Source organism: Streptomyces sp. G5(2025) (genome assembly GCF_049542075.1).
Taxonomy (GTDB): domain Bacteria; phylum Actinomycetota; class Actinomycetes; order Streptomycetales; family Streptomycetaceae; genus Streptomyces.
The window spans coordinates 106,205-125,176 of the sequence record NZ_JBMUZT010000006.1; the positions used below are offsets into that span (position 1 = coordinate 106,205).

The following is an 18,972-nucleotide window of genomic DNA, read 5'->3' on the forward strand; positions in this document are numbered from 1 at the left end:
GTTCTCGGGCGCTCGACCTTGCTCATGGGGCATTGCGCGTACGGCCTTCCACTCGACAGGTGCCAGGAGACACCCACGACACCGCTCCCGAAGGCGCCAGGGAAGGGCCGGATGCGCAGCAATGCGGGCATGCACCACTGTCCGGCAGTACAGCCTGCCGGCACGGGCACCCTGCGGAAGATCTGCCAGGACTTCAGCCGCGCCGGTACGCCGTCGTCTCGGCCTTTGGATTCGAACCGCGCGCCGCTTACGAACGTGTGGCGGTTGCGCACCCCGCTTCGGCGGCCGCCTCCCGCATGCGCGCGTCCATCGGCGTGCTCCGGTCGTACGGATCGACCTCAGGGCCCTTGCCCGGGCCGGGGGCAGCGCGCTCGGGGCCGAACTCGGGGGCGAAGTATCCGGTGACGGTGCCGCAGCCGCCGTTGGTGTAGTCGACTCTGTAAGAGGCGAGGGAGAACGTCCCCGGCTCGATGGTCACCTTCGCCGGGTCGTCCCAGCTCATCACTATCTCGCGGCGCACGATGGTACGCGCGACTTCCGTGCTGTCCGCTTCAGCGCGTACGACGGGGTAGACGAAGGTGACGTCGGCGGTCACCTCGACCGCCCCGCGCTTGCCTTCCCGAAATGTGACCCGGCCGCGCGTCTTGACCACATCTCCCGCCAGCCGCACCTTCGACTTCTGGAAACGGCTGAACAGCAGCAGAGGATCGTTCTTCCGGCCGGGTTCGCGGAACGCGGAAGCCACGTAGCCCTGGACATCCTCCTGGTGCGGATTGAGCGACGCGATCGCCTTGCCGGGCCGCTCCCCGCGCAACACCCCCGGATCCAGACTGGACGCGGCCAGAAAGTCCCGGGACCGGTCAAGGGCGTGCTCGACCCGCGTCCGGCTCATCCAGCCGGTCGCTCGCGCGGCAGGCAGGTGGATCCCGGCCGCCCCGTCACCCCACCGCGCGGCAGGTGATCCTCTGAACGGCTCCTCCACCGTGGGCCGTTGGGCCGCCGGTGTCGCCGGCGCCTGCTTCGGACGCTCCGACTCCGCGGCGAGCGGTGCGCCCCCGCCACCACCGCCCCCACCGAACCACCCCGTCACCATCCCCGGGTCCAACGCCACCACCAGGAGTCCGACCGCGACCAGCAGACCGGCCGCGTACCAGCCCTTGCCCCGTCGCCGCTGGGCCGGTCGGTACGTCCGCCACCCCTCCGGCCGACCGGGTGTGTCCCTCAGCCGCCGCGCCACCGACCGGGCTCGCGCAGAGGGTTCCTTGGGTGCGCCCTCAGTTCCGGCCTCGGCCTCCTCAAGAAAGCGCGCCCACTCCTCATCCGATATGGACCCACCCTTGCCCACGCCGCGTCCCCGCCCCTTCTCATGCACCCGCTCACCCGGTCCCTCCACGGGCCCGGTCCGTCATCGGTGCATCATCACACAGCGCGGCCGCACCACCTGCCCACGCAACTGTCACGGCTGCCGGCAGGTTCAGGCGGGTGTGGTCGCGCTTCCACGGGGAGCGCGAAGGCCCGCAGGACGAGTGTCGTCTCCATCGCGCACACAGCCGCGCCGAGAGCGACGTGTGCGGCGAGCGAGCTCTCCGGCCCCAGCGCGGCCTGAGGGCCGAGGCCCTGGGCATCGCCGGAGGGAGGTGTCCCGCTCGACCGTCTCAGGACTGGCTGTCGAGCCATTCCTGGAAGGTGGGGCCGGCGAGCTTGGCGCGCTGGCCGGGCAGGGGCCCGTCGGCCGCCGCGGTCTCGGCGTCGGGCATGCCGGAGCCGTCGACCTCGACGACCTTGATGCCTCGACGGGCGCCGAGGAGTCCGGCCGCCTCGGCCATGGTCTCCCGGCGGGGTCCGGCGATCTCGGGCATCGGTGTTCCCGGAGCCGGCTGAGCGGGCGCGTCGGGGTCGGCGACCAGGTCGACCAGCGTTTCGGTCCACGGTGAGGCAGGCCACGAGCTGGGTGGGAAGGGCGGGGACGTAGGAGATGTCGCCTTGCTGCCAGTCCAGGAGCTGACCGACGAATTCGTGGAACTGCGCGGCTCGCAGTATGCGAGCGGGCAGCGGGCCGGACAAGTGCCTCGTAGACGATCTCCTATGCTCCGGAGCGTTTCTCCCATGGATCGTCCACGTCGCCGCGCCTGTACTGGATGCATCGAATCGACCGAGACCAGCCGGGAGACACCGTGACCCAGCACGACAGCCTTGCCAGGACAGCCCTCGTGGTCGTCGCACACCACCGCACCGATTCCCTCACCGCGCACACGGCCCGCCGTACCGCTGCCCGGCTCGAAGCCGCTGGGTACCGCGTCGACCTGCTCGACCTGCACGCCGAGGGATTCGACCCACGGATGAACACGGCGGACCAGCCGGACTGGGGCAACAGGGAGAAGGCGTATTCGGACGAAGCGCAGGCCCATATGCGGCGCGTCCTCGACGCGGATGTCGTCGTCGCCGTCTTCCCGGTGTACTGGCAGAGCGTGCCCGCCATCCTCAAGGGCTGGATCGACCGCGTATGGAACTACGGGTTTGCCTACGGCCGCAGCAAGCCCCGCCTCGCCGGCAAGCGCATGCTGTGGCTGGGCCTCGCCGGCGCCACTGCCGACGATCCCATCGTGGAGGGGATGCACACCGTCCTCGAAACCAATCTGAGCGAAGGCATCGCCTATTACTGCGGCTTCTCCCGGTCCACCGTCGGCCTGCTCACCGACGCGGAGGAGCGCCCGCAGCGCGTCGACGCGGAAGGCAACCTCCTGGTCGGCGCGGCGGTCACGGGTGCTGAGCGAGAGGCGCACTACGCGGATCTCGACCGGCGTGCGGGCGAGTTCGTGGAGAGGTTCGTCGCCGAGGGACTTGTGGCAGCCTGACCGCCAGGGGAACCGCGGCCTGTGGCCGCCGGACTCGACAGCCCCGCCCTACGCGTCCTGGCCGCCCGCACACGCGCCGAGGCGGACTATGACGTGCACGACCTGCTCCCCGAAGCACTCGGTGAACTCGGCCTCGTCTTCCACCCGTTCGCCGGTACCGCCGGCCAAGAAGCCGCCGCCCGAGCGCTCGCACGCCGCGTGCTCGCGGGCGAGCTGGCACCCCGGGACCTCACCTCCCGGACCCACCAGCGCTACGGACATGATCGGTCGAGCGCGACTGGACATGGTTCCAGGCGGTGGTGGCCGGCAGGAGTATGGAGGAGTCGGGTTCCAGGCCCGTGGCGAAGCCTCCGAGGAGCTTGAGCCGGTCCAGGTCGACGAGGGCGATCCGGTTGGCGCCCAGCAGGGAGACGTAGGCCAGGGGGCGGGTGGGGTGCAGGCAGACGGCGGCCGGGGTTCCGTCGAGTTTCAGGGAGCGGATGCGGCGCAGGTCGGTGCTCCATACGGTGCAAGTGGCGGTGGCGATGTCCGTCACCAACAGCCGTTCGTCGTCGAGGGTGTAGACGCGCAAGGGGTCTCCGCCCACCTCGCGGCACCGCCGGATCTTCAGGGTGCGGGCGTCGAGGGCCACCAGCGAGGAACTCTTGCGGGCTCCGACGAACAGTGTCTTCTCGTCCTGGCTCAGGCAGCTGCTCTCGGGCAGTTGGCCGGGGGTGGCCAGGAGCGGCGGGGCGGAGGCGTCGTGGGGGCGGACGAGGCTGACGGTGTGTGACAGGAGTCCGGTGACGTAGGCGCGTTCGCCGTCGCGGCTGAGTGTGCACAGGTGGGTCTTCACGCCGTGCGTGGGCACCGCTCTGGTCGGTGCCCGGTCGGTGGCCGGGTCGTCGAAACCGAGCAGTACCGCCTTCTCCTCGCTCAGGGCGTACAGGCGGTCGTGTCGGTCGATGCCCATGCCGTGGATGCGGTTGAACGGCCGGGTGTCGATGGTCCGGGCCAGGGAGCGCTCGGCCAGGTCGATGACGAAGACCGCGGCGCCGCCCTCGCCGACGGTGGAGGACATGCGTACGCCGTAGTGCCCCACATAGGCGAACCGTCGGCGCGAGTCGACGACCATCTCGTGCGGGTGGTCGGGCAGGGGGACGGTCCGCAGGCGCTGCCCCGACGTCGTGTCGTAGAAGCTGACCGCGTGGCCGCTTTTCTCCACCACGACCAGGACGTCGGTCTGTGTCGCCCGGGAGGCACCCGCGGCACCCGGGACGGGCGCGGCGGGCGCCGCGGGCGTGGGCAGGCCGCCAGTGGTCAGGGTTCCCGCACCTGCCGCTTTGATCACCGTTCGACGCGTCACCACAGCCCACACCCCGGTCTCTCGACAGTTCGCCGTCACCGCCACAGCCCCCACGTCTCTTGCCTCGGGGTGCGGTGGAGCAGGCCGAGTGAAAAGAATAGGGAGGGCGGGGCCGGTGCCATCGGGAGATGAGTGAGGAGCAGCGTGGAGATCGGTTACAAGCTGGCCGCCGAGGCGTTCGGCCCGGCGGAGCTCGTGAGGCAGGCGGTTCTCGCCGAGGAGGCGGGCTTCGACTTCGTCGAGATCAGCGACCATTACCATCCCTGGCTCGACAACCAGGGTCATTCGCCCTTCGCGTGGACGGTGCTGGGCACCATCGCGGCCAAGACCTCCCGGATCGGTTTGGCGACCGGGGTGACGTGCCCGACCATGCGCTACCACCCGGCGGTCATCGCTCAGGCGGCCGCGACGCTCGCCCTGGTGTCGGAGGGCCGGTTCGTTCTCGGTGTCGGCTCGGGCGAGCGGCTGAACGAACACGTGGTCGGCCAGGAGTTCCCGGACTCGGTGCGTGTGCGGCACGAGATGTTCAGGGAGGCGCTGGAGATCATCCGGCTGTTGTGGAGCGGCGGGTACCGGTCCTACGAGGGCACACACCTGCGGCTGGAGGACGCTCGGGTGTTCGACCTGCCGGAGGAGCTGCCGCTGATCGCGGTGGCCGCCAGCGGCAAGGTGTCCGCACGGATCGCCGCGGAGCTGGGCGACGGCCTGTTCGCCACGGAGGACAAGCCGGAGATCGTCCGGCACTACCGGGACGCCGGGGGCAGCGGCCCGCGCTACGCGGAGGTGCCGATGGCCTGGGCGCCCGATGAGCACACCGCGGCGAGGGCGGCGCTGGACACGTCCCGTTGGGCGGTGACCGGCTGGAAGGTCATGAGCGAGCTGCCCAACCCGGTCAACTTCGACGCCGCGACCACGACCGTGCGGGAGGAGGACATCCTGGAGAAGTTCGCCTGCGGCGATGATCCCGCCCGGTATCTGGAGGTCGCGCAGAAGTTCGTCGACGCGGGCTTCGACAGGCTGGTCATGCAGAACGCGGGGCCTGATCCCGAGGGCTTCATCGACTTCTACCAGCGTGCGCTCGATGGCCCCATGCGGCAGCTGAAGGCGAACGGCGCGCAGGGCTGAGGCGCGTGGGTCGCGGGGGCGCCGGTCGGCGCGTCACATGGATGCGGTACGAAGTCTTTTGTGAACGAACAGATTCAGCCCGCGACCGTTCGTGTGTTCATCGCCCTGGCCCCACCGGACGAGGCGAAGCAGGAACTGGCGCGGGAGCTCGGGCCCGCCTGGGACGACCATCCGCGGATGCGGTGGAACCGGGTCGAGGACTGGCACATCACCCTGGCGTTCCTGGGCGAGGTCCCCAGGGCGGTCGTGCCGTTGCTGTGCCCGCCGCTCGCGGACCTCGCGGCGGCGCGCCGTCCCCTCACCCTGTCGCTGAGCGGTGGTGGGCACTTCGACGAGCGTGTGCTGTGGAGCGGGATCGACGGTGACCTCGACGGGTTGCGTCTGCTGGCCGCCGACGTGCGTGCCGTGGTGAAAGAGTGCGGGGTCGGGTTCGTGGAGCGGGAGTTGCGTCCGCATCTGACGTTGGCGCGGGCCCGCAGGGACACGCCGTCGTGTGCGGTGCGGGCGGCCGAGGGGCTCGCCGGGTTCACCGGCCGCCCGTGGCAGGCCGAACGCCTGCACCTGGTCGCCAGCAACTTCGGCCGCGGCCCTGGCCCCATCCACTACCGCGATGTCGACGCCTGGCGGTTCGGCGACGGTTCCGGGCGGCGTTCTGGCCGATAGCACGCGGTCGCCCGAGCCCGAGGCCTCACCGGCGGTCGATGAGGCGGGCGGTGCTGCCGAACGCAGGCCACCCGGACACTCGCCGTCAGCTTCCCGTCGACGGCCCCGTACGAGGGCGGGAAGACCACCCACGTGTAGTGGACGATGATGCCGGCCTGCGCGGACCACCTGGCCGGCCACCGGGTGCCCCTCACCTACGAACCCACTAACACCCCGCCCTCACCCGCTCCCGACCGCCCCCACGCGCTCCCACAAGGTCGGATTGTCCGCGAACTCTCCCGGAATTGTCCGTGATCGGTAACGGACGGATCCCGCGGCCTTCTCGCCCCGTCCTGCCAGGTGGTCGCGAGGTGACCGGGGAGCAGCGAGGGAATGCGCGAAAGGGGCGGACATGGCACGGCACGGTGGCGGGCGGAGCTGGTACGGCAAGGTGGTCGGGGCGGCGCTCGGGGTGACGGTGCTCGCCACCGGTGCCTCGGTGTGGACCGCGCAGGCCGGTTCCGCGGGGGACTCGGCGCCGAAGGCGACCGCGCCGGCCGAGCCGGGCAGTGCCGTCAAGCCGGTCTCGGCGGCCATCGCGCACGCCTCGGAGGAGGGGAAGCGGGGCGTCAACATCACTATCGACGACGGCCCCGACCCCGTATGGACCCCGAGGGTGCTCGACCTGCTGCGGGAGTACGGAGTGAAGGCGACGTTCTGCATGGTGGGGACGCAGGCGCAGGCCCACCCGGATCTGGTGAAGAAGGTGGTCGCGGCCGGGCACCGGCTGTGCGACCACTCGGTGTCGCACAACACCGCCATGGACAAGGACACCGAGGCCTATCAGTCGCAGCAGATACTCGACGCCGAACGCATGATCACCAAGGCGTCCGGCGGCGTTCGGCCGATGTACTACCGGGCGCCCGGTGGGGCCTTCACTCCTCACAGCCGCGAGCTCGCCGCTTCCCGTGGCATGCGGCCGCTGGGCTGGAACGTGGACACCAAGGACTTCGAGCGTCCGGGTACGGACGCCATCGTCGCCACCGTCGAGCGGGAGCTGCCCAACGGTCCGACGCTCCTCTTCCACGACGCGGGCGGCGACCGCACGCAGACCGTCGAGGCCCTGCACCGGCTCCTCCCCCGGCTCAAGGAGCAGGGCTATTCCTTCGGCTTCCCGGTGCGCTGAGCCGCGAACCCGGCGCCGGTCCCGGCGAGTTGCCGCGTTCAGTCCGGGACCGCGCCCCGCCGAACCCATACGTGTCAGCGGGCCGTCAGGGCGAGCTGCGAGGATCCGGCCCGGTTCGTCCGACGCCCAGGGGTGGTCCGCATGCGCGGTGGCAGTGTCCGTACACGTCGATGGCCGCTGGCGTGGCTCCTTGTCACCGCGCTGTCCGTCACGGCCGCTCTGCTGACCCCGCCGGGGAGCGCGACGGCCGCGGTGTCGGGGGCCGACACACCGGTCAATCTCCTCAACGTGCACAGCGGCAGGTGCATGGAGGTGGAGAACTCCTCCAGCGCCGACGGGGCGAGGATCCGGCAGTGGGACTGTGACGGCCAGCCCGGCGCGCGCTGGTTGCTCCGGCCCTCGGCCGCCTCCTCCGCCGCGGTCAACATCGTGAACGCGCACAGCGGCAAGTGCCTGGCGGTGCGCACGGACACACCCGCGGGCGGCACGTCGGCGCCGCGTGTCGAGCAGTGGGGCTGTGCCGGCTCACCGGGGATCGACTTCGTACTCGACAGCCGTGCGGAGTTCGCGTGGATTCTCTCCAGAGCGACCACGCCGATGCGCTGCCTCGAAGTGGAGAACTCCTCCGAGCGCCGGGGCGCGCCCATCGTGCTGTCGACGTGCGCGAACCAGAAGGGGATCGCGTTCCAGCAACGGCCGGACCGCGCCGGCAACGACATCCGGCGCGACGATCTCTTCGCCCTGTACGGATACGACGACGCGGCGGCCTCGCTGTTCCGCTTCCCCGCGAACGACGCGGGCGGGTTCGAGATCCCCGACGTGGCGTGGCACTCCCCCGCCAGTACGTGGGACTTTCCCCTGAGCCATGTCACCGCGGGAGACTTCAACGGCGACGGCCGCCGCGACGTGGCTCTGCTGCGCGGGCAAGGTGACTCCTCGATCGCGCTGTTGACGATGCTCGGTACCGCGGGCGGCGGGTACGCCGCCCCGTTCAAGTCGTGGGAGCGACCGCCCGGCAGCTGGTGGGGCGCAGCCGTGCAGTTGACCGCGGGTGACTACGACGGTGACGGCCGCGACGAGGTCATGGCCCTGTACGGCTACCACGACGGCAGCGCCGCCCTGTTCCGCTTCCCCACTACTGCCGAGGGTGCCTTCCAGGTTCCCACCACCCCGTGGAAGGCACCTGACGGTACCTGGAACTTCGCCCAGAGCCGGCTCACCACGGGTGACTTCGACGCGGATGGACGCCAGGACGTGGTCCTGTTCAAGGGCACCGCGGACGGCGCCGCCGAACTGCTCACCCTCACCGGCGCGGCGGACGGCGGGCTCGGCGCACCGCTCAAGTCCTGGCAGCGACCGCCGGGAAACTGGTGGGGAAGCCACGTGAAGCTGACCGCCGGGGACTACGACGGCGACGGCGGCGACGAGTTGATCGCGATGTACGGCTACGACGACGGGGCGGTCTCCCTGTTCCGCTTCGCGACCACCACCGACGGCGGCTTCCAGGTGCCCACCGTGCCCTGGAGCGCCCCGCCCGGCACCTGGGCGTTCTCCCACAGCCACATCGTCTCCGGCGACTACGACACGGACGGCCGCCGGGACATCGCGCTGTTCAAGGGCAGACCGGACGGGGCGGCCACGTTGCTCACCCTGTCCGGCACCGCGGACGGCAGACTCGCCGGACCGCTCACCTCGTGGCAGCGACCGCCGGGCAACTGGTGGGGAGACCGCGTGCGGCTGGCCTGAACCGACGCCCGGATCATCGACGCGGCGGCCGCTCGACCATGGGGCGGCTGCCTCCTTCTTCGTGGTCCGCTTCCGGTACGGGCCCCTTGGGCTCGCCGCCAGGACGCACCGCGATCACCAGCACTGCTGCTCCCAGGAGCGCGATGAGCATGACCCACACCGCGCCGACGTGCATGGCCTGGACAAACGCGTCATCGGCAGCGCGCGCGAGAGCGGGCCGGTGTACCTCGGTGGCGACGTGCCGTGCCTGTTCGGCGGAGACCCGCGCCCGGTCCCCCACCGAACCGGGTACCTCGCTCAGCGAGGGCTCGATCGCGCGCCGGTACACGATCGACATGATCGTGCCGCCCACCGCGATCCCGATGACGCTGCCGGTCTGTCGCACGGTGTTGGTGACGGCCGACCCGGCACCGGCCCGCTCCAAGGGCAGTGAGCTGATCAACGCCGCTGTCACCGGACCGATCACCATGCCGATCGACACGCCTTGGACCAGCAACAGGATCTCGATCAGGACGAGCGGGGTGTGCAATCCCAGCAACCCGTACGCCCCCATGCTCAGTGCCGCCACAGTGAGGGCCGGTCCGCAGACAGGACGTAGCGACCAGCGGCGGACCAGGCGTGCGCCGAGAGTCCCTCCCACCACCGCGCCGAGCGCGGTCGGGAGACTGGCCAGACCGGCCTCCATCGGCGAGAAGCCGCGTGCGCCCTGCATGTAGAACGCGCTGTAGAAGGTGACGGCGGCCATGGCGAAGAGGAGCAGTCCGAGCGCCGCGTTGCCGCCACCGAATGTGCGTTGCGCCAGCAGGCGGGGATCGAAGCTGGGTGCCTTGATCCGCAGTTCGACGAGGACGAAAGCCGCCAGCAGGACCAGTCCGACGGCGATCGGCGCCCAGACGTCCGTACGCCCCCAGGCGGCCGCCTGCCCCGCGCGGATCAGCCCGTACGCCAGCGACGCGAGACCGCTGATCGACAGCAACATCCCGGCCGGGTCCAGCGGTCGCGGGACGGGGCTGCGGAAATCGGGGACCAGCAGGGCGATCCCGGTCAGCGCCAACGCCACGACGGGGACATTGACCAGAAAGACGGAACCCCACCAGAAATGGTCGAGGAGCAACCCTGCCAGCACCGGTCCCGCGGCCATTCCGACACCGGCGGATGTCGAGGAGACGGCGATCGCGCTTGCCCGCGCGGGGCCGGTGAAGGTCCACATCAGGATGGCCAGGTTGGCGGGCATGATCAGCGCACTGCCTATTCCCATCGCGGCGCGCGCGGCAATCAATTGACCTGGGTCGCTCGCGTACGCCGCCCACATGGAGGCTGCGGCGAAGACGACCAATCCGGTGACGAGCACGGCCCGGTGACCGAAGCGGTCACCCAGTGCGCCCGCGGTGAACATCAAGGTGGCGAAGGTCAGCGTGTACGAGCCTGTCGCCCATTGCAGCTCGGCCGGGCCGGCGTCCAATCCGCGGACCGGGTCCGCGAGGGTCTCCAAGGTAATGCTCAAAACGGTGTTGTCCAGCCAGATGACCAGCGAGCACAACATGAGAACAGCAAGGATCAACTGCTGCCTTGACTTGGGCAGCGTCGGGGACGCGGTCATGAATACCTTCGGGTGCGATCGGCAAAACTGACGACTGGACCGTAGGCAATCTCGGCACCCTTGTCAATTAACAAAAATTCCATTTCCGGCGGGATACGCGGGCCACATTCCTATTCCCTTGTCAATTCTTGGGGAGCGTAATCGGAATGCTTCTTCAGCACATTTGGCGGGGCATATCGCCGCACCTCTGTCAATTCCCGATCCCGTTGAGTCGACGTGGTTCGCGTCGCACCGGGCGCGGGGCGGCCGTAGCGTTTCTGTCATGTGCTGGAGCGCGACGGCCGATCTCGTGGCGGGTACGGGCATCGGCGCCGTGGGGGTCGTCAGTGTGGCCCTGGCGGCCCGGCGGCCCCGTGATCTGCCGCTGGCGGCGCTTCCGCTTCTTCTCGGCGCCCACCAGATCATCGAGTCCGCGGTCTGGCGCGACGACGGCGGCTCGGGGCCCGCCACCGTCGCCTGGGCCGTGATCGCGCTCCCGCTGCTCGCGCTGTGGGTTCCGGCGGGTGTGCTGTGCGCGGCGCCACCGGCCGCCCGTCGCCGCCTGCTGGTCCCAATCGCCGCGGGAGCCGTGACGGCGACGGCGCTGGCGTACGTACTGGCGACTCGCGCCGTGACGGCCGAGATCCGTGGCCACACGGTCGGGTACTCCCTCGGGCTGCCGCGACCGGAACTGATCGTCGTCGGCTACCTGCTCGCCACCATCGGCTCGCTGCTCCTGTCCGGCGACCGCGGCCTTGTGCTGTTCGGCGTACTGGTCGCCGTCGGGGCCGCGGTGTGCGTGGCGCTGTGGCACCGGGAGTACATCTCCACGTGGTGCGCGTTCGCCGCCGTGTGCTCGGTGGTCCTGCTGCTCTGGGTCGCAAGGCGGCGTCCGCCGGATCGGAAGCGGTAGCGGCTCGGCACCGCCGGGTCAGTCCTGCGTTGCGGCTTCGAACGTCGCCGCGCGGACCGCCTCGAACAGCGCCGTCACGTCCTGGCCGGTGAGCCCCGCCGACCGCGCCTGACGCATCCATTCCGTCAGGGCGGTCTGCAGCGGCGAGTCGGGCCCTGCCTGAGGGCGGGCGAGGGAGCGGGTGATGAACGTGCCCGCTCCCTGCCGGACCTCGGCGAGACCGGCGCGTTCCAGTTCGCGGTACGCCTTGAGGGTCGTGTTCGGATTGACCTTGGTCGCCGCCGCGACCTGGGCCGCGGTGGGCAGCCGGTCGCCCTCCACCAAGGCGCCCATGCGCAAGGCCTGCTCGACCTGCCGCACGATCTGCAGATACGTGGCAACGCCGCTGCGCCGGTCGATACGGAATTCGACCACTGTCCCCACTCTCTGCTCGCCTGCCGACACCTTACGTACCCGCTGCCTCGGCTCGCCCTAGAGGGGCCGCCGCGTCGCCCACCACAGGATAAAGACGGCCACGACGGTGGTGCCGCCGAGCAGCAGGCCGGTGCCGGTCCACTGCATGCCGGCCATCTGGTCGTAACCGAAGTACTCGACGACGTTGTTGACGATGCCGTGCTCCTTGATGCAGGCGTTGGTGGCCCGCTCGGTCTGCTCGGCGCAGGTGCCCCACCCGAAGAGCTGTCCGTCCGCGGTGCCGATCCACCGGTCGTGCTCGACCGCCTGGTCGAGGAAGGCGGGACTGTCGGCGTTCAGCGGGTAGGTGAACAGGCGCGGAGTGGCCAGCCGGTCGCGGAACTGGCTCCAGGCCAGCTCGGCGGCCACGGAGAAGAGGAAGGTCACCATCATCGCCGGAAGGACCCGGCGCAGGAGCATGCCGATCGCGATGCCGCAGGTGGTGAGGAAGAGGGAGAGCGCCGCGGGCATCGGCCCGGTGGCGTCGAAGACCTCGCCCTGCATCCAGTCCACGGGGAGGACCTCGCGGTACGGCTCCCACCACCAGGTGAACAGGGCGCCGAGCACCACCGTGGACACGAGCACCACGGAGAGGCAGCCGATCAGCTTGGCCGCGAGCCAGCGGCGGCGCGGCACCGACTGGGTGGTGACCAGCTGGGCGGTTCCGTGCTCCTGGTCGCCCGCGATCAGCGGTGCGCCGAGGAAGACGCCGAGGATGACGGGCAGGGCGCCCAGGGCCTCGGAGAGGGACTGGAACCCCTGGGGGCTGTTGGGAAGATGGACGGGCGCCGAGTCTGTCAAACAACGCCGGCGGCACAGGCTCAAACGGCGTCGGCGGCACAGGCTTCGGTCTCCGTGAGATAGCGCTTCACCGGGCCGAGCGTGAGCAGGCCACTCGCGCCGCCGGCGTCTTCGTCGCGGGCGTCGCGCAGGGCCGTCGCGGCGCGTGCGGCGGTCTCGTGGTCGCCGAGGCGCGCGGCGGCGTGGGCCGTCAGGCACCACAGGGCCTCCTGGAGGTGGTCGCGCGGCGGTTCGGGGGTCGCGGCGAGGGCGGTCCGGGCCTCCTCCGGCCTGTTCCGGGCGAGGAGTACGAGCGGCGCCGCCCAGGGCAGGTGGGGACCCCAGTCGTACTGGGGGTCGGTGGGCGCGGGGCGGTCGTGCAGCAGGCGCAGGCCGAGGAGGGCGAGTGGGAGCAGGCCGCGACGCAGCCCCGGCATTCCAGCCGTCGTAAGGGCCTCGTCGGCGGCACGGTAGGCGGCCGCCGCCGCGGCGGCGGTCGGTCCGCCCGCTTCGGTGCTCCGGGCGGCGGTGACGCGGGCCCGGAACCACCGGGTGAGGACGGATACGAGCGGCGACTCGTGGACGGCGGCCAGTTCCTCCGCGGCGGTCGCGTGCCCGGCGGCGGCCTTGAGATCGCCGCGGGCCGACGCGGACTGCATCCGTACGAGCCGGCCCAGGATGGCGAAGGTCGGCAGGCCGTGCCGGGTGGACAGCGAGACGAGTTCGGTCCCGATCTCGTCCCGCTCCGGTGCGAGCCCGGGCCGCGAGAAGGACTGCAGGAACACGCCGTTGAGTGCGAAGGCGAGCAGCGCGGGATCACCGAGGTCCCGCGCCAGGGCCTCGGCTCGGCGCGCGGCCCGGTGCGCGTTCTGTGCGGCGGATCCGTGGGTGTCCGCGCTGCGGCTCTCGACGGCGACGGTGGCGAGGAGCCGGGCCCTCAGGTCGGGGGCGCCGCCGGGGCCGAGCGCGGTGAGCGTGCGCTCGGCGGCCGACACGACGGCGCGGGACTGCTCGGGATCGTCGGCCCGGCTCCAGATCGCGGGCACGTCGTAGGCACCGATGACGCGGGCGGTGAGCGCCACGTCGCCGGTACGTTCGGCGGCCTCGGCGGCGGCGAGGCGGTTGCGCCGGGAGAGGACGAGGGCGTCGCTGCCCGCGAGCGCGAGGGTGCGGGCCAGGTGCACGGTTGTGCGGGGGCCCAGCCGAACGTCGGTGCCCGGCCAGGCGGGAGGGGCCGCTTCGAGGGTCGCGGACCGGTTGAGGATGTCGGACTCAAGGCGTTGGAGCGCGGTGCCGGGGTCGAGCCCGAGCTGTTCCATGAGCGTGGTGCGGGCGCGGCGCAGCGTGGCCAGTGCGTCGGCCTGGCGCCCGTCGCGGTACAGGGCGCGGGCGAGCAGCCCCCAGGCCGGTTCGCGCCACGGGTGCTCGGCGACGTGCGCGCCCAGTTCGGCGACGAGGTCGCAGCCCTGTCCGGCGTCGAGGAGGATGCCGGCCCGCAGTTCCACGGCTTGCAGGCGCAGTTCGTCGAGCCGGGTTCTCTCGCGCCGGGCCCACGTGGCGTCCGGCAGGTCGGCGTAGGCCGGACCGCGCCACGAGGAGAGCGCCTCGCCGAGGGCGGCCACGCCGTCGGCAGAACGGCGTGCCTCTGCCAGGGCGTCCTCGAAGCGGTGGGCGTCCACGGCCGCGCGTGGCATGCGCAGCGCGTACCCCGTGCCTTCCGTGACGAGCACGCGCGGCGGGGTCCGGGGCGGCCGGTCCGGTTCGATGGCGCGGCGGAGCGCGGCGACGAACGTACGCAGTGCGCCGAGGGCGCGGGCGGGGGGCTCGGGCCACAGGTCGTCGACGAGGGTGTCGGCGGTGACCATCCTTCCCTCCGCGGCGACGAGGCGGGCGAGCACCTCGCGGTGCCGGGGTCCGCCCAGGCCGACCGGGCCGCCGTCGTCGTGTCGCGCCCGCACCGCACCCAGTACATCGATCCGCATGCGTCCATCCTCCGGCACCCGATCCGCGCCGCGGCACGGCGCTGATCGGTTGCTGATCACCACCGCGCACCCTGAACCCGTCAGTCACCCGACTCGGGGAAAGGACCCCACATGACTCCCGGCATTCCCGGCTTCCGCCACGCTCGCCTGCCCGGCGCGGACGGGGTGCAGCTGTCCACCGCGATCGGCGGCAGCGGCAGCCCGGTCGTACTGCTGCACGGTTTTCCCCAGACGCATCTCATGTGGCGGCACGTTGCCGCGCGTCTGGCCACCGAGCACACCGTCATCTGCCCCGACCTGCGCGGCTACGGTGCGAGCGACAAACCGGCGGCCACAAGCCCCGACGTGTACGCGAAGCGCGCGATGGCCGCCGACGTCGTGTCGCTCGTCGCGGCGCTCGGTCACGACCGCTTCGCTCTCGTCGGCCACGACCGCGGCGCCCTCGTCGCTTTCCGGGCCGGTCTGGACCATCCGGAGACCGTCACGCACCTCGGCGTCCTCGATGTCGTACCGACGCTCGACATGTGGAACGTGCTGCACGGCGTCTCCGCCGCGGTCGGCTACCACCTCTTCCTCATGGCGCAGCCGCCGGGGCTGCCGGAAACCATGATCGCCAACAGCGCGGACGTCTTCTTCGGTTCCTTCCTCGATGCCTGGGCGTGTGACCCGGCCGCGATTCCGGACGGGGTGCGCGCCGCATACCTGCGTGCGAGCGCCGCGGCCGTGCCCTCGATCGTGGCCGACTACCGCGCCTCCGCGGGTATCGATGTCGCGCACGACCAGGCGGACTTCGACGCCGGTTCCCAGTTCGCCATGCCCGTCACGGTCGTCCAGCAGGACTGGGGAGCCCAGCTCGGTTACGACGCCGCTCAGGTGTGGAGGGCGTGGGCACCGGACCTCGACCATCGGCTCACCCGCGCCGGGCACTTCATGGCGGAGGAGGCGCCCGACGAGATCGCGGAAGCGATCCGGGAGCTGCTGGCGCGCTGACGGCGGGGCGCTGACGGTAAATCAGGTACGCCTCGTTCACGCTTTTGGTGCAGTTGATCCGGTTTTCGAACAGGCTCTACGCTGCCGGGCGGGACAACGGCTGTCGCGGGACGCGGCGCTGCGGGGGGTGGTGAGGGCATGGCCTGTACGGACGACGCCTGCCGGGGCCGGGGGCGGCCATGACCCTGCCGCCGTCCGGGGACGGCGCCGGGCAGGCGATGCTCGGGCGGGAGGACTTCCTGCGCTCGGTGCGCGCGCAGTTGGAGCGGGCGCGCGGCGGCCACGGCGGTCTGCTGCTGATCACCGGCGAGGCGGGCATCGGCAAGACGACCCTCACCGGTCGCGGGGTCCACGAGGCGGTGGGTGCGGGCATGGTGGTGCTGCGCGGGTCGTGCTGGGGCGCCGACGGCACCCCCGGCTACTGGCCCTGGACGCAGGTCGTACGAGGTCTGCGCAGGTCCTTGCCGGCCAAGGCGTGGGAGGCCGCGTCGGAAGCGGCCGGTGTGGTGTGGCAGGTGCTGGGCGGCGGGGGCAAGGCGGAGGAGGCGGGCCGGTTCGAGCTGTTCGACGCGGTCACGACCATGCTGGTCACCGCCGCGCAGCACCAGCCGGTGCTGGTCGTCCTGGAGGACGTGCACTGGGCGGACCCGGCGTCGGTCGCTCTCTTGGAGTTCGCGGCCCAGCACGTGTCGCTGGAGCGGGTGCTGATCGTGGCGACCTGCCGGCTCGTGGAGGTCGAGCGGCCCGACCACGCGCTGCGTGACCGGCTCCGCTCGCTGGCGACCCGCGCCACGACGCTCGCGCTGACCGGGCTGGGGGCCGCCGACGTCGCCGAACTGATGCAGCGTACCGCGGGGCGCGCACCGGACGGCGAACTCGTGGCCGACGTACTGCGCCGGACGGGCGGCAACCCTTTCTTCGTCCAGGAGACGGCACGTCTGTGGGCGGGCGGGCACGAAGTGAGCGGGATGTCGCCGGGCCTGCACGCCTCTCTCCAGCAGCGGTTGCGCCTGCTGGACGGCGCCGTGGCGGAGTGCCTGGGTGCGGCGTCCGTGCTGGGGCGGCGGTTTCGCACCGACACGCTGGCGAGCGTCATGGGCGCCCGGCCCGAGGACGTGCGCCGGTGGCTGGCCCAGGCAGCGGACGCCGAGCTGGTGGCGCCCGGACACTCCGGGGAGGTGCTCTTCGAGCATGACCTCGTACGCGAGACGCTGTACGGCGGCCTGGACGCGCGGCGCGTACGCCGACTGCACGCGGCCGCCGTACACGCGCTGCGGAGGACGGCGGTCGCGCAGGACGCGACGCTTCCGGTGGAGCTGGCCCGCCACGCCCACTTGGCCTTCGAGGAGCTGGACCGCGACGAGGCCGTGGACCTGCTGCTGTCCGCGGCGCGGCACGCGGAGAGCCGGGTGGCACATGAGGAAGCGGCGGGTCACTACGAGCGTGCCTTGGAGCGCATCGGCGAGGAGACCCCCGCGCGGCGGGTTCTGCTCGGGCTCGACTTCGGGACCGCGCTCCAGATGATCGGTGAACACGAGCGTTCCTGGCGTGTGTTCACCGACGCGGCGGCGCTGGCGAGGACCCTGGGCGATCCGCTGCTGATGGGGCGGACCGCGCTGACGCTGTACGGCTCCGACGGGCGTGGCGACACGGCGTTGCTGAAGCCGCGTGTGCTGCGCTGGGCGTACGAACAAGGACGCACCGCTTCTGAAGACGCCACCGAACTGCCCCTGTCCCAGACCTCCCTGGCCCGGCACGTGGCGGCCGCGGTGGTCGCCGGGGCCCGCACGGCGGGCGATGTCGACACGTTGCACATCGGGCTGTGGGCGCGGCTCCAGTCGGAGTGGGGGCCTCGTGCGGCGGTCGACCGGCGGGCTCTGGCGACAGAGCTCGTCGAGGTGTCCCGGCGCCGCGGCGACCGGTGGACGGAGCACGTGGCGATGTCCATGCGCTGGGTCGCCGCACTCGAATCGGACGACCCGCGGTTCATGGAGGACTTCCACGCGATGGTGGCCCTGGGCGCCGCCGACGGCTCGGCCCGCCTGCGGCTGCACTCCGTGATCGACCACAGCATCGTCCACGCCCTGACCGGGAGGTTCGCGGAGGCGCAGCAACTCCTCGACACGTCGGAGTCCATGAACACCCCCGGTGCCAACTACTACCGGTACTTCGCCTCCCACCACCGCTGGAGCCTGCTCGTCCTGCGGGGCAGGTTCGCCGAGGCGAGGCAGCTGCTGCACACGCTGCGGACACAACAGCACCCGTACGTCGACCTCGTCGAGGCCCTGACCGACGTGGAGGCCGGCGAAGGCCAGGGGGTGCCCGTCCCCCGGCCGGGTGCGGGCGCCGGTGGTGACACGGTGCTCCACCGCAGCGTCACCCCGCTGTGGCTGCGTCACCAGGCCCAGGCGGCCGCCGCGTCGGGCGATCCCGCCTGGTGCGAGGCCGCCCGCGCCGCCCTGGCCCCGTACAGCGGCCAGTGGCTGGTCTCCCTCTTCGGGTGGGACATCAGCGGCCCGGCGGCGCTCTGGATGGGCGTCCTCGACGCCGCGCAGGGGCGGTGGGACTCGGCGGTGCGTCAGCTCACCGAGGCTCGCCGGTCGGCCGACCGGTTGCACGCGCTGCCCTGGTCACTGCGGGCCCGACTCGAACTGGCGGCCGTGATCTCGGCGCAGGGCGCCCACGACGAACGGTACGTGGCCACCCTCCTGGGCGAGGCGACGGCGCAGGCGCGCGAGCTCGGCATGACGCATCTGCTCGCCCGCGTCGGGCACGTGGGCGCATACCACCTCGGCGCACCGCCCGGCCGAGCCGGGGCGTCCCCCGCGTATGAGTTCCGCCGCAACGGCGAGGTGTGGCGGCTGACGTACGAGGGCCGCACCGTGCACATGCCCGACGCGAAGGGGCTGCGCGACCTGCACTGCCTGCTGAGCCTTCCCGGCCAGGACATCGCGGCCCTCCGGCTGCTGAATCCGGACGACGACACCGTCGCCGCCATGCACGGCATGGGGGCCGACGAGGTGCTGGACGACGAGGCCCGCAGCCGGTACCGACGCCATCTGGAGCGGCTGGACGCGGAGATCGACCGGGCGGTCGAGCAGGGGGACGACCGCCGTGCGGCGGCTTATGACCAGGAGCGCGCCGACCTCGTGGAGGAGCTGCGCCGCTACGCGGGCCTCGGCGGCCGTGCGCGCCGCCTGGGCGATTCGCGCGAGCGCGCCCGCAAGAATGTCACGGCCCGTATCCGTGACACCTTGCGGAAGTTGGACCAGCTCCACCCTGAGCTGGCCGCCCATCTGCGTCGCACTGTCGCCACCGGGACGATGTGCCGGTACGCCCCCGAGCAGGATCTCCGGTGGAAGCTGTGACGGCCGGC

General features: G+C 71.7%; 16 protein-coding genes. 8 read left to right on the forward strand and 8 right to left on the reverse strand.

Annotated elements, in window-relative coordinates:
• Positions 1-247: 247 nt before the first annotated feature.
• Positions 248-1,345 carry a hypothetical protein gene (locus tag ACOBQB_RS11130; protein ID WP_423591032.1) on the reverse strand — a complete coding sequence of 366 codons (1,098 nt, stop codon included), beginning with the start codon at positions 1,343-1,345 and terminating at the stop codon, positions 248-250.
• A gap of 310 nt (positions 1,346-1,655) precedes the next feature.
• Positions 1,656-1,859 (reverse strand): hypothetical protein, encoded by a 204-nt coding sequence (locus tag ACOBQB_RS11135; protein ID WP_423591033.1) that lies wholly within the window; start codon positions 1,857-1,859, stop codon positions 1,656-1,658.
• A gap of 279 nt (positions 1,860-2,138) precedes the next feature.
• On the opposite strand from ACOBQB_RS11135, the gene ACOBQB_RS11140 reads away from it, so the two are divergent.
• Positions 2,139-2,855: an NAD(P)H oxidoreductase gene (locus ACOBQB_RS11140; protein ID WP_423591035.1), complete on the forward strand. Its 717-nt coding sequence runs from the start codon at positions 2,139-2,141 to the stop codon at positions 2,853-2,855.
• Between the two features lie 48 nt (positions 2,856-2,903).
• Here ACOBQB_RS11140 and ACOBQB_RS11145 read toward each other — a convergent pair whose 3' ends face one another.
• Both ACOBQB_RS11145 and ACOBQB_RS11150 read right to left on the reverse strand, forming a co-directional pair.
• Entirely contained in the window at positions 2,904-3,116 is a 213-nt protein-coding gene (locus ACOBQB_RS11145; RefSeq protein WP_423591036.1) for a hypothetical protein, read from the reverse strand.
• Entirely contained in the window at positions 3,085-4,200 is a 1,116-nt protein-coding gene (locus ACOBQB_RS11150; RefSeq protein ID WP_423591038.1) for a YncE family protein, read from the reverse strand. The genes ACOBQB_RS11145 and ACOBQB_RS11150 overlap by 32 nt, the downstream gene beginning before the upstream one ends.
• Before the next feature lie 144 nt (positions 4,201-4,344).
• Here ACOBQB_RS11150 and ACOBQB_RS11155 point away from each other — a divergent pair, with 144 nt between their 5' ends.
• From ACOBQB_RS11155 to ACOBQB_RS11170, 4 genes are all read left to right on the forward strand, one after another.
• Positions 4,345-5,325 carry a TIGR03557 family F420-dependent LLM class oxidoreductase gene (locus ACOBQB_RS11155; protein WP_423591040.1) on the forward strand — a complete coding sequence of 327 codons (981 nt, stop codon included), beginning with the start codon at positions 4,345-4,347 and terminating at the stop codon, positions 5,323-5,325.
• Positions 5,326-5,385: 60 nt separating this feature from the next.
• Positions 5,386-5,988: an RNA 2',3'-cyclic phosphodiesterase gene (gene thpR, locus ACOBQB_RS11160; RefSeq protein ID WP_423591041.1), complete on the forward strand. Its 603-nt coding sequence runs from the start codon at positions 5,386-5,388 to the stop codon at positions 5,986-5,988.
• A gap of 391 nt (positions 5,989-6,379) precedes the next feature.
• Positions 6,380-7,153, forward strand: a complete 774-nt coding sequence (locus tag ACOBQB_RS11165) for a polysaccharide deacetylase family protein (RefSeq protein WP_423591043.1) — start codon at positions 6,380-6,382, stop codon at positions 7,151-7,153.
• Between the two features lie 141 nt (positions 7,154-7,294).
• A complete protein-coding gene (locus ACOBQB_RS11170; RefSeq protein ID WP_423591045.1) occupies positions 7,295-8,899 on the forward strand; it encodes an RICIN domain-containing protein in 1,605 nt (534 codons plus the stop codon).
• Between the two features lie 13 nt (positions 8,900-8,912).
• Here the strand turns inward: ACOBQB_RS11170 and ACOBQB_RS11175 are convergent, their stop codons facing one another.
• Positions 8,913-10,499, reverse strand: a complete 1,587-nt coding sequence (locus ACOBQB_RS11175) for an MFS transporter (protein ID WP_423591046.1) — start codon at positions 10,497-10,499, stop codon at positions 8,913-8,915.
• 262 nt (positions 10,500-10,761) lie between these two features.
• Here ACOBQB_RS11175 and ACOBQB_RS11180 point away from each other — a divergent pair, with 262 nt between their 5' ends.
• Positions 10,762-11,391, forward strand: coding sequence for a DUF6629 family protein (locus tag ACOBQB_RS11180; protein ID WP_423591048.1), 630 nt, complete (start codon positions 10,762-10,764; stop codon positions 11,389-11,391).
• An 18-nt stretch (positions 11,392-11,409) separates the two neighbouring features.
• Here ACOBQB_RS11180 and ACOBQB_RS11185 read toward each other — a convergent pair whose 3' ends face one another.
• Genes ACOBQB_RS11185 through ACOBQB_RS11195 form a run of 3 tightly spaced genes read right to left on the reverse strand, consistent with a single transcriptional unit; the run spans position 11,410 to position 14,606 of the window.
• Positions 11,410-11,814, reverse strand: a complete 405-nt coding sequence (locus ACOBQB_RS11185) for a GntR family transcriptional regulator (protein ID WP_423591049.1) — start codon at positions 11,812-11,814, stop codon at positions 11,410-11,412.
• Between the two features lie 48 nt (positions 11,815-11,862).
• Positions 11,863-12,645 carry an ABC transporter permease subunit gene (locus ACOBQB_RS11190; RefSeq protein WP_423591050.1) on the reverse strand — a complete coding sequence of 261 codons (783 nt, stop codon included), beginning with the start codon at positions 12,643-12,645 and terminating at the stop codon, positions 11,863-11,865.
• A 20-nt stretch (positions 12,646-12,665) separates the two neighbouring features.
• Positions 12,666-14,606, reverse strand: a complete 1,941-nt coding sequence (locus tag ACOBQB_RS11195) for a BTAD domain-containing putative transcriptional regulator (protein WP_423591052.1) — start codon at positions 14,604-14,606, stop codon at positions 12,666-12,668.
• Between the two features lie 111 nt (positions 14,607-14,717).
• Here ACOBQB_RS11195 and ACOBQB_RS11200 point away from each other — a divergent pair, with 111 nt between their 5' ends.
• Together ACOBQB_RS11200 and ACOBQB_RS11205 are read left to right on the forward strand one after the other, a co-directional pair.
• Positions 14,718-15,596: an alpha/beta fold hydrolase gene (locus ACOBQB_RS11200; RefSeq protein ID WP_423591053.1), complete on the forward strand. Its 879-nt coding sequence runs from the start codon at positions 14,718-14,720 to the stop codon at positions 15,594-15,596.
• A gap of 179 nt (positions 15,597-15,775) precedes the next feature.
• The gene (locus tag ACOBQB_RS11205; RefSeq protein ID WP_423591055.1) at positions 15,776-18,964 is read left to right on the forward strand and encodes an ATP-binding protein; all 3,189 of its coding nucleotides are present in this window, start codon (positions 15,776-15,778) and stop codon (positions 18,962-18,964) included.
• The last annotated feature ends 8 nt before the right edge of the window (positions 18,965-18,972 follow it).

Coding starts and splice junctions, on each gene's coding strand:
- ACOBQB_RS11195 (WP_423591052.1), bottom strand. CDS start 14,606: ATGCGGATCGATGTACTGGGTGCGGTGCGGGCGCGACACGACGACGGC.
- ACOBQB_RS11180 (WP_423591048.1), top strand. CDS start 10,762: ATGTGCTGGAGCGCGACGGCCGATCTCGTGGCGGGTACGGGCATCGGC.
- ACOBQB_RS11170 (WP_423591045.1), top strand. CDS start 7,295: ATGCGCGGTGGCAGTGTCCGTACACGTCGATGGCCGCTGGCGTGGCTC.
- ACOBQB_RS11205 (WP_423591055.1), top strand. CDS start 15,776: ATGACCCTGCCGCCGTCCGGGGACGGCGCCGGGCAGGCGATGCTCGGG.
- ACOBQB_RS11175 (WP_423591046.1), bottom strand. CDS start 10,499: ATGACCGCGTCCCCGACGCTGCCCAAGTCAAGGCAGCAGTTGATCCTT.
- ACOBQB_RS11200 (WP_423591053.1), top strand. CDS start 14,718: ATGACTCCCGGCATTCCCGGCTTCCGCCACGCTCGCCTGCCCGGCGCG.
- ACOBQB_RS11135 (WP_423591033.1), bottom strand. CDS start 1,859: ATGCCCGAGATCGCCGGACCCCGCCGGGAGACCATGGCCGAGGCGGCC.
- ACOBQB_RS11165 (WP_423591043.1), top strand. CDS start 6,380: ATGGCACGGCACGGTGGCGGGCGGAGCTGGTACGGCAAGGTGGTCGGG.
- ACOBQB_RS11140 (WP_423591035.1), top strand. CDS start 2,139: ATGCATCGAATCGACCGAGACCAGCCGGGAGACACCGTGACCCAGCAC.
- ACOBQB_RS11145 (WP_423591036.1), bottom strand. CDS start 3,116: ATGTCCGTAGCGCTGGTGGGTCCGGGAGGTGAGGTCCCGGGGTGCCAG.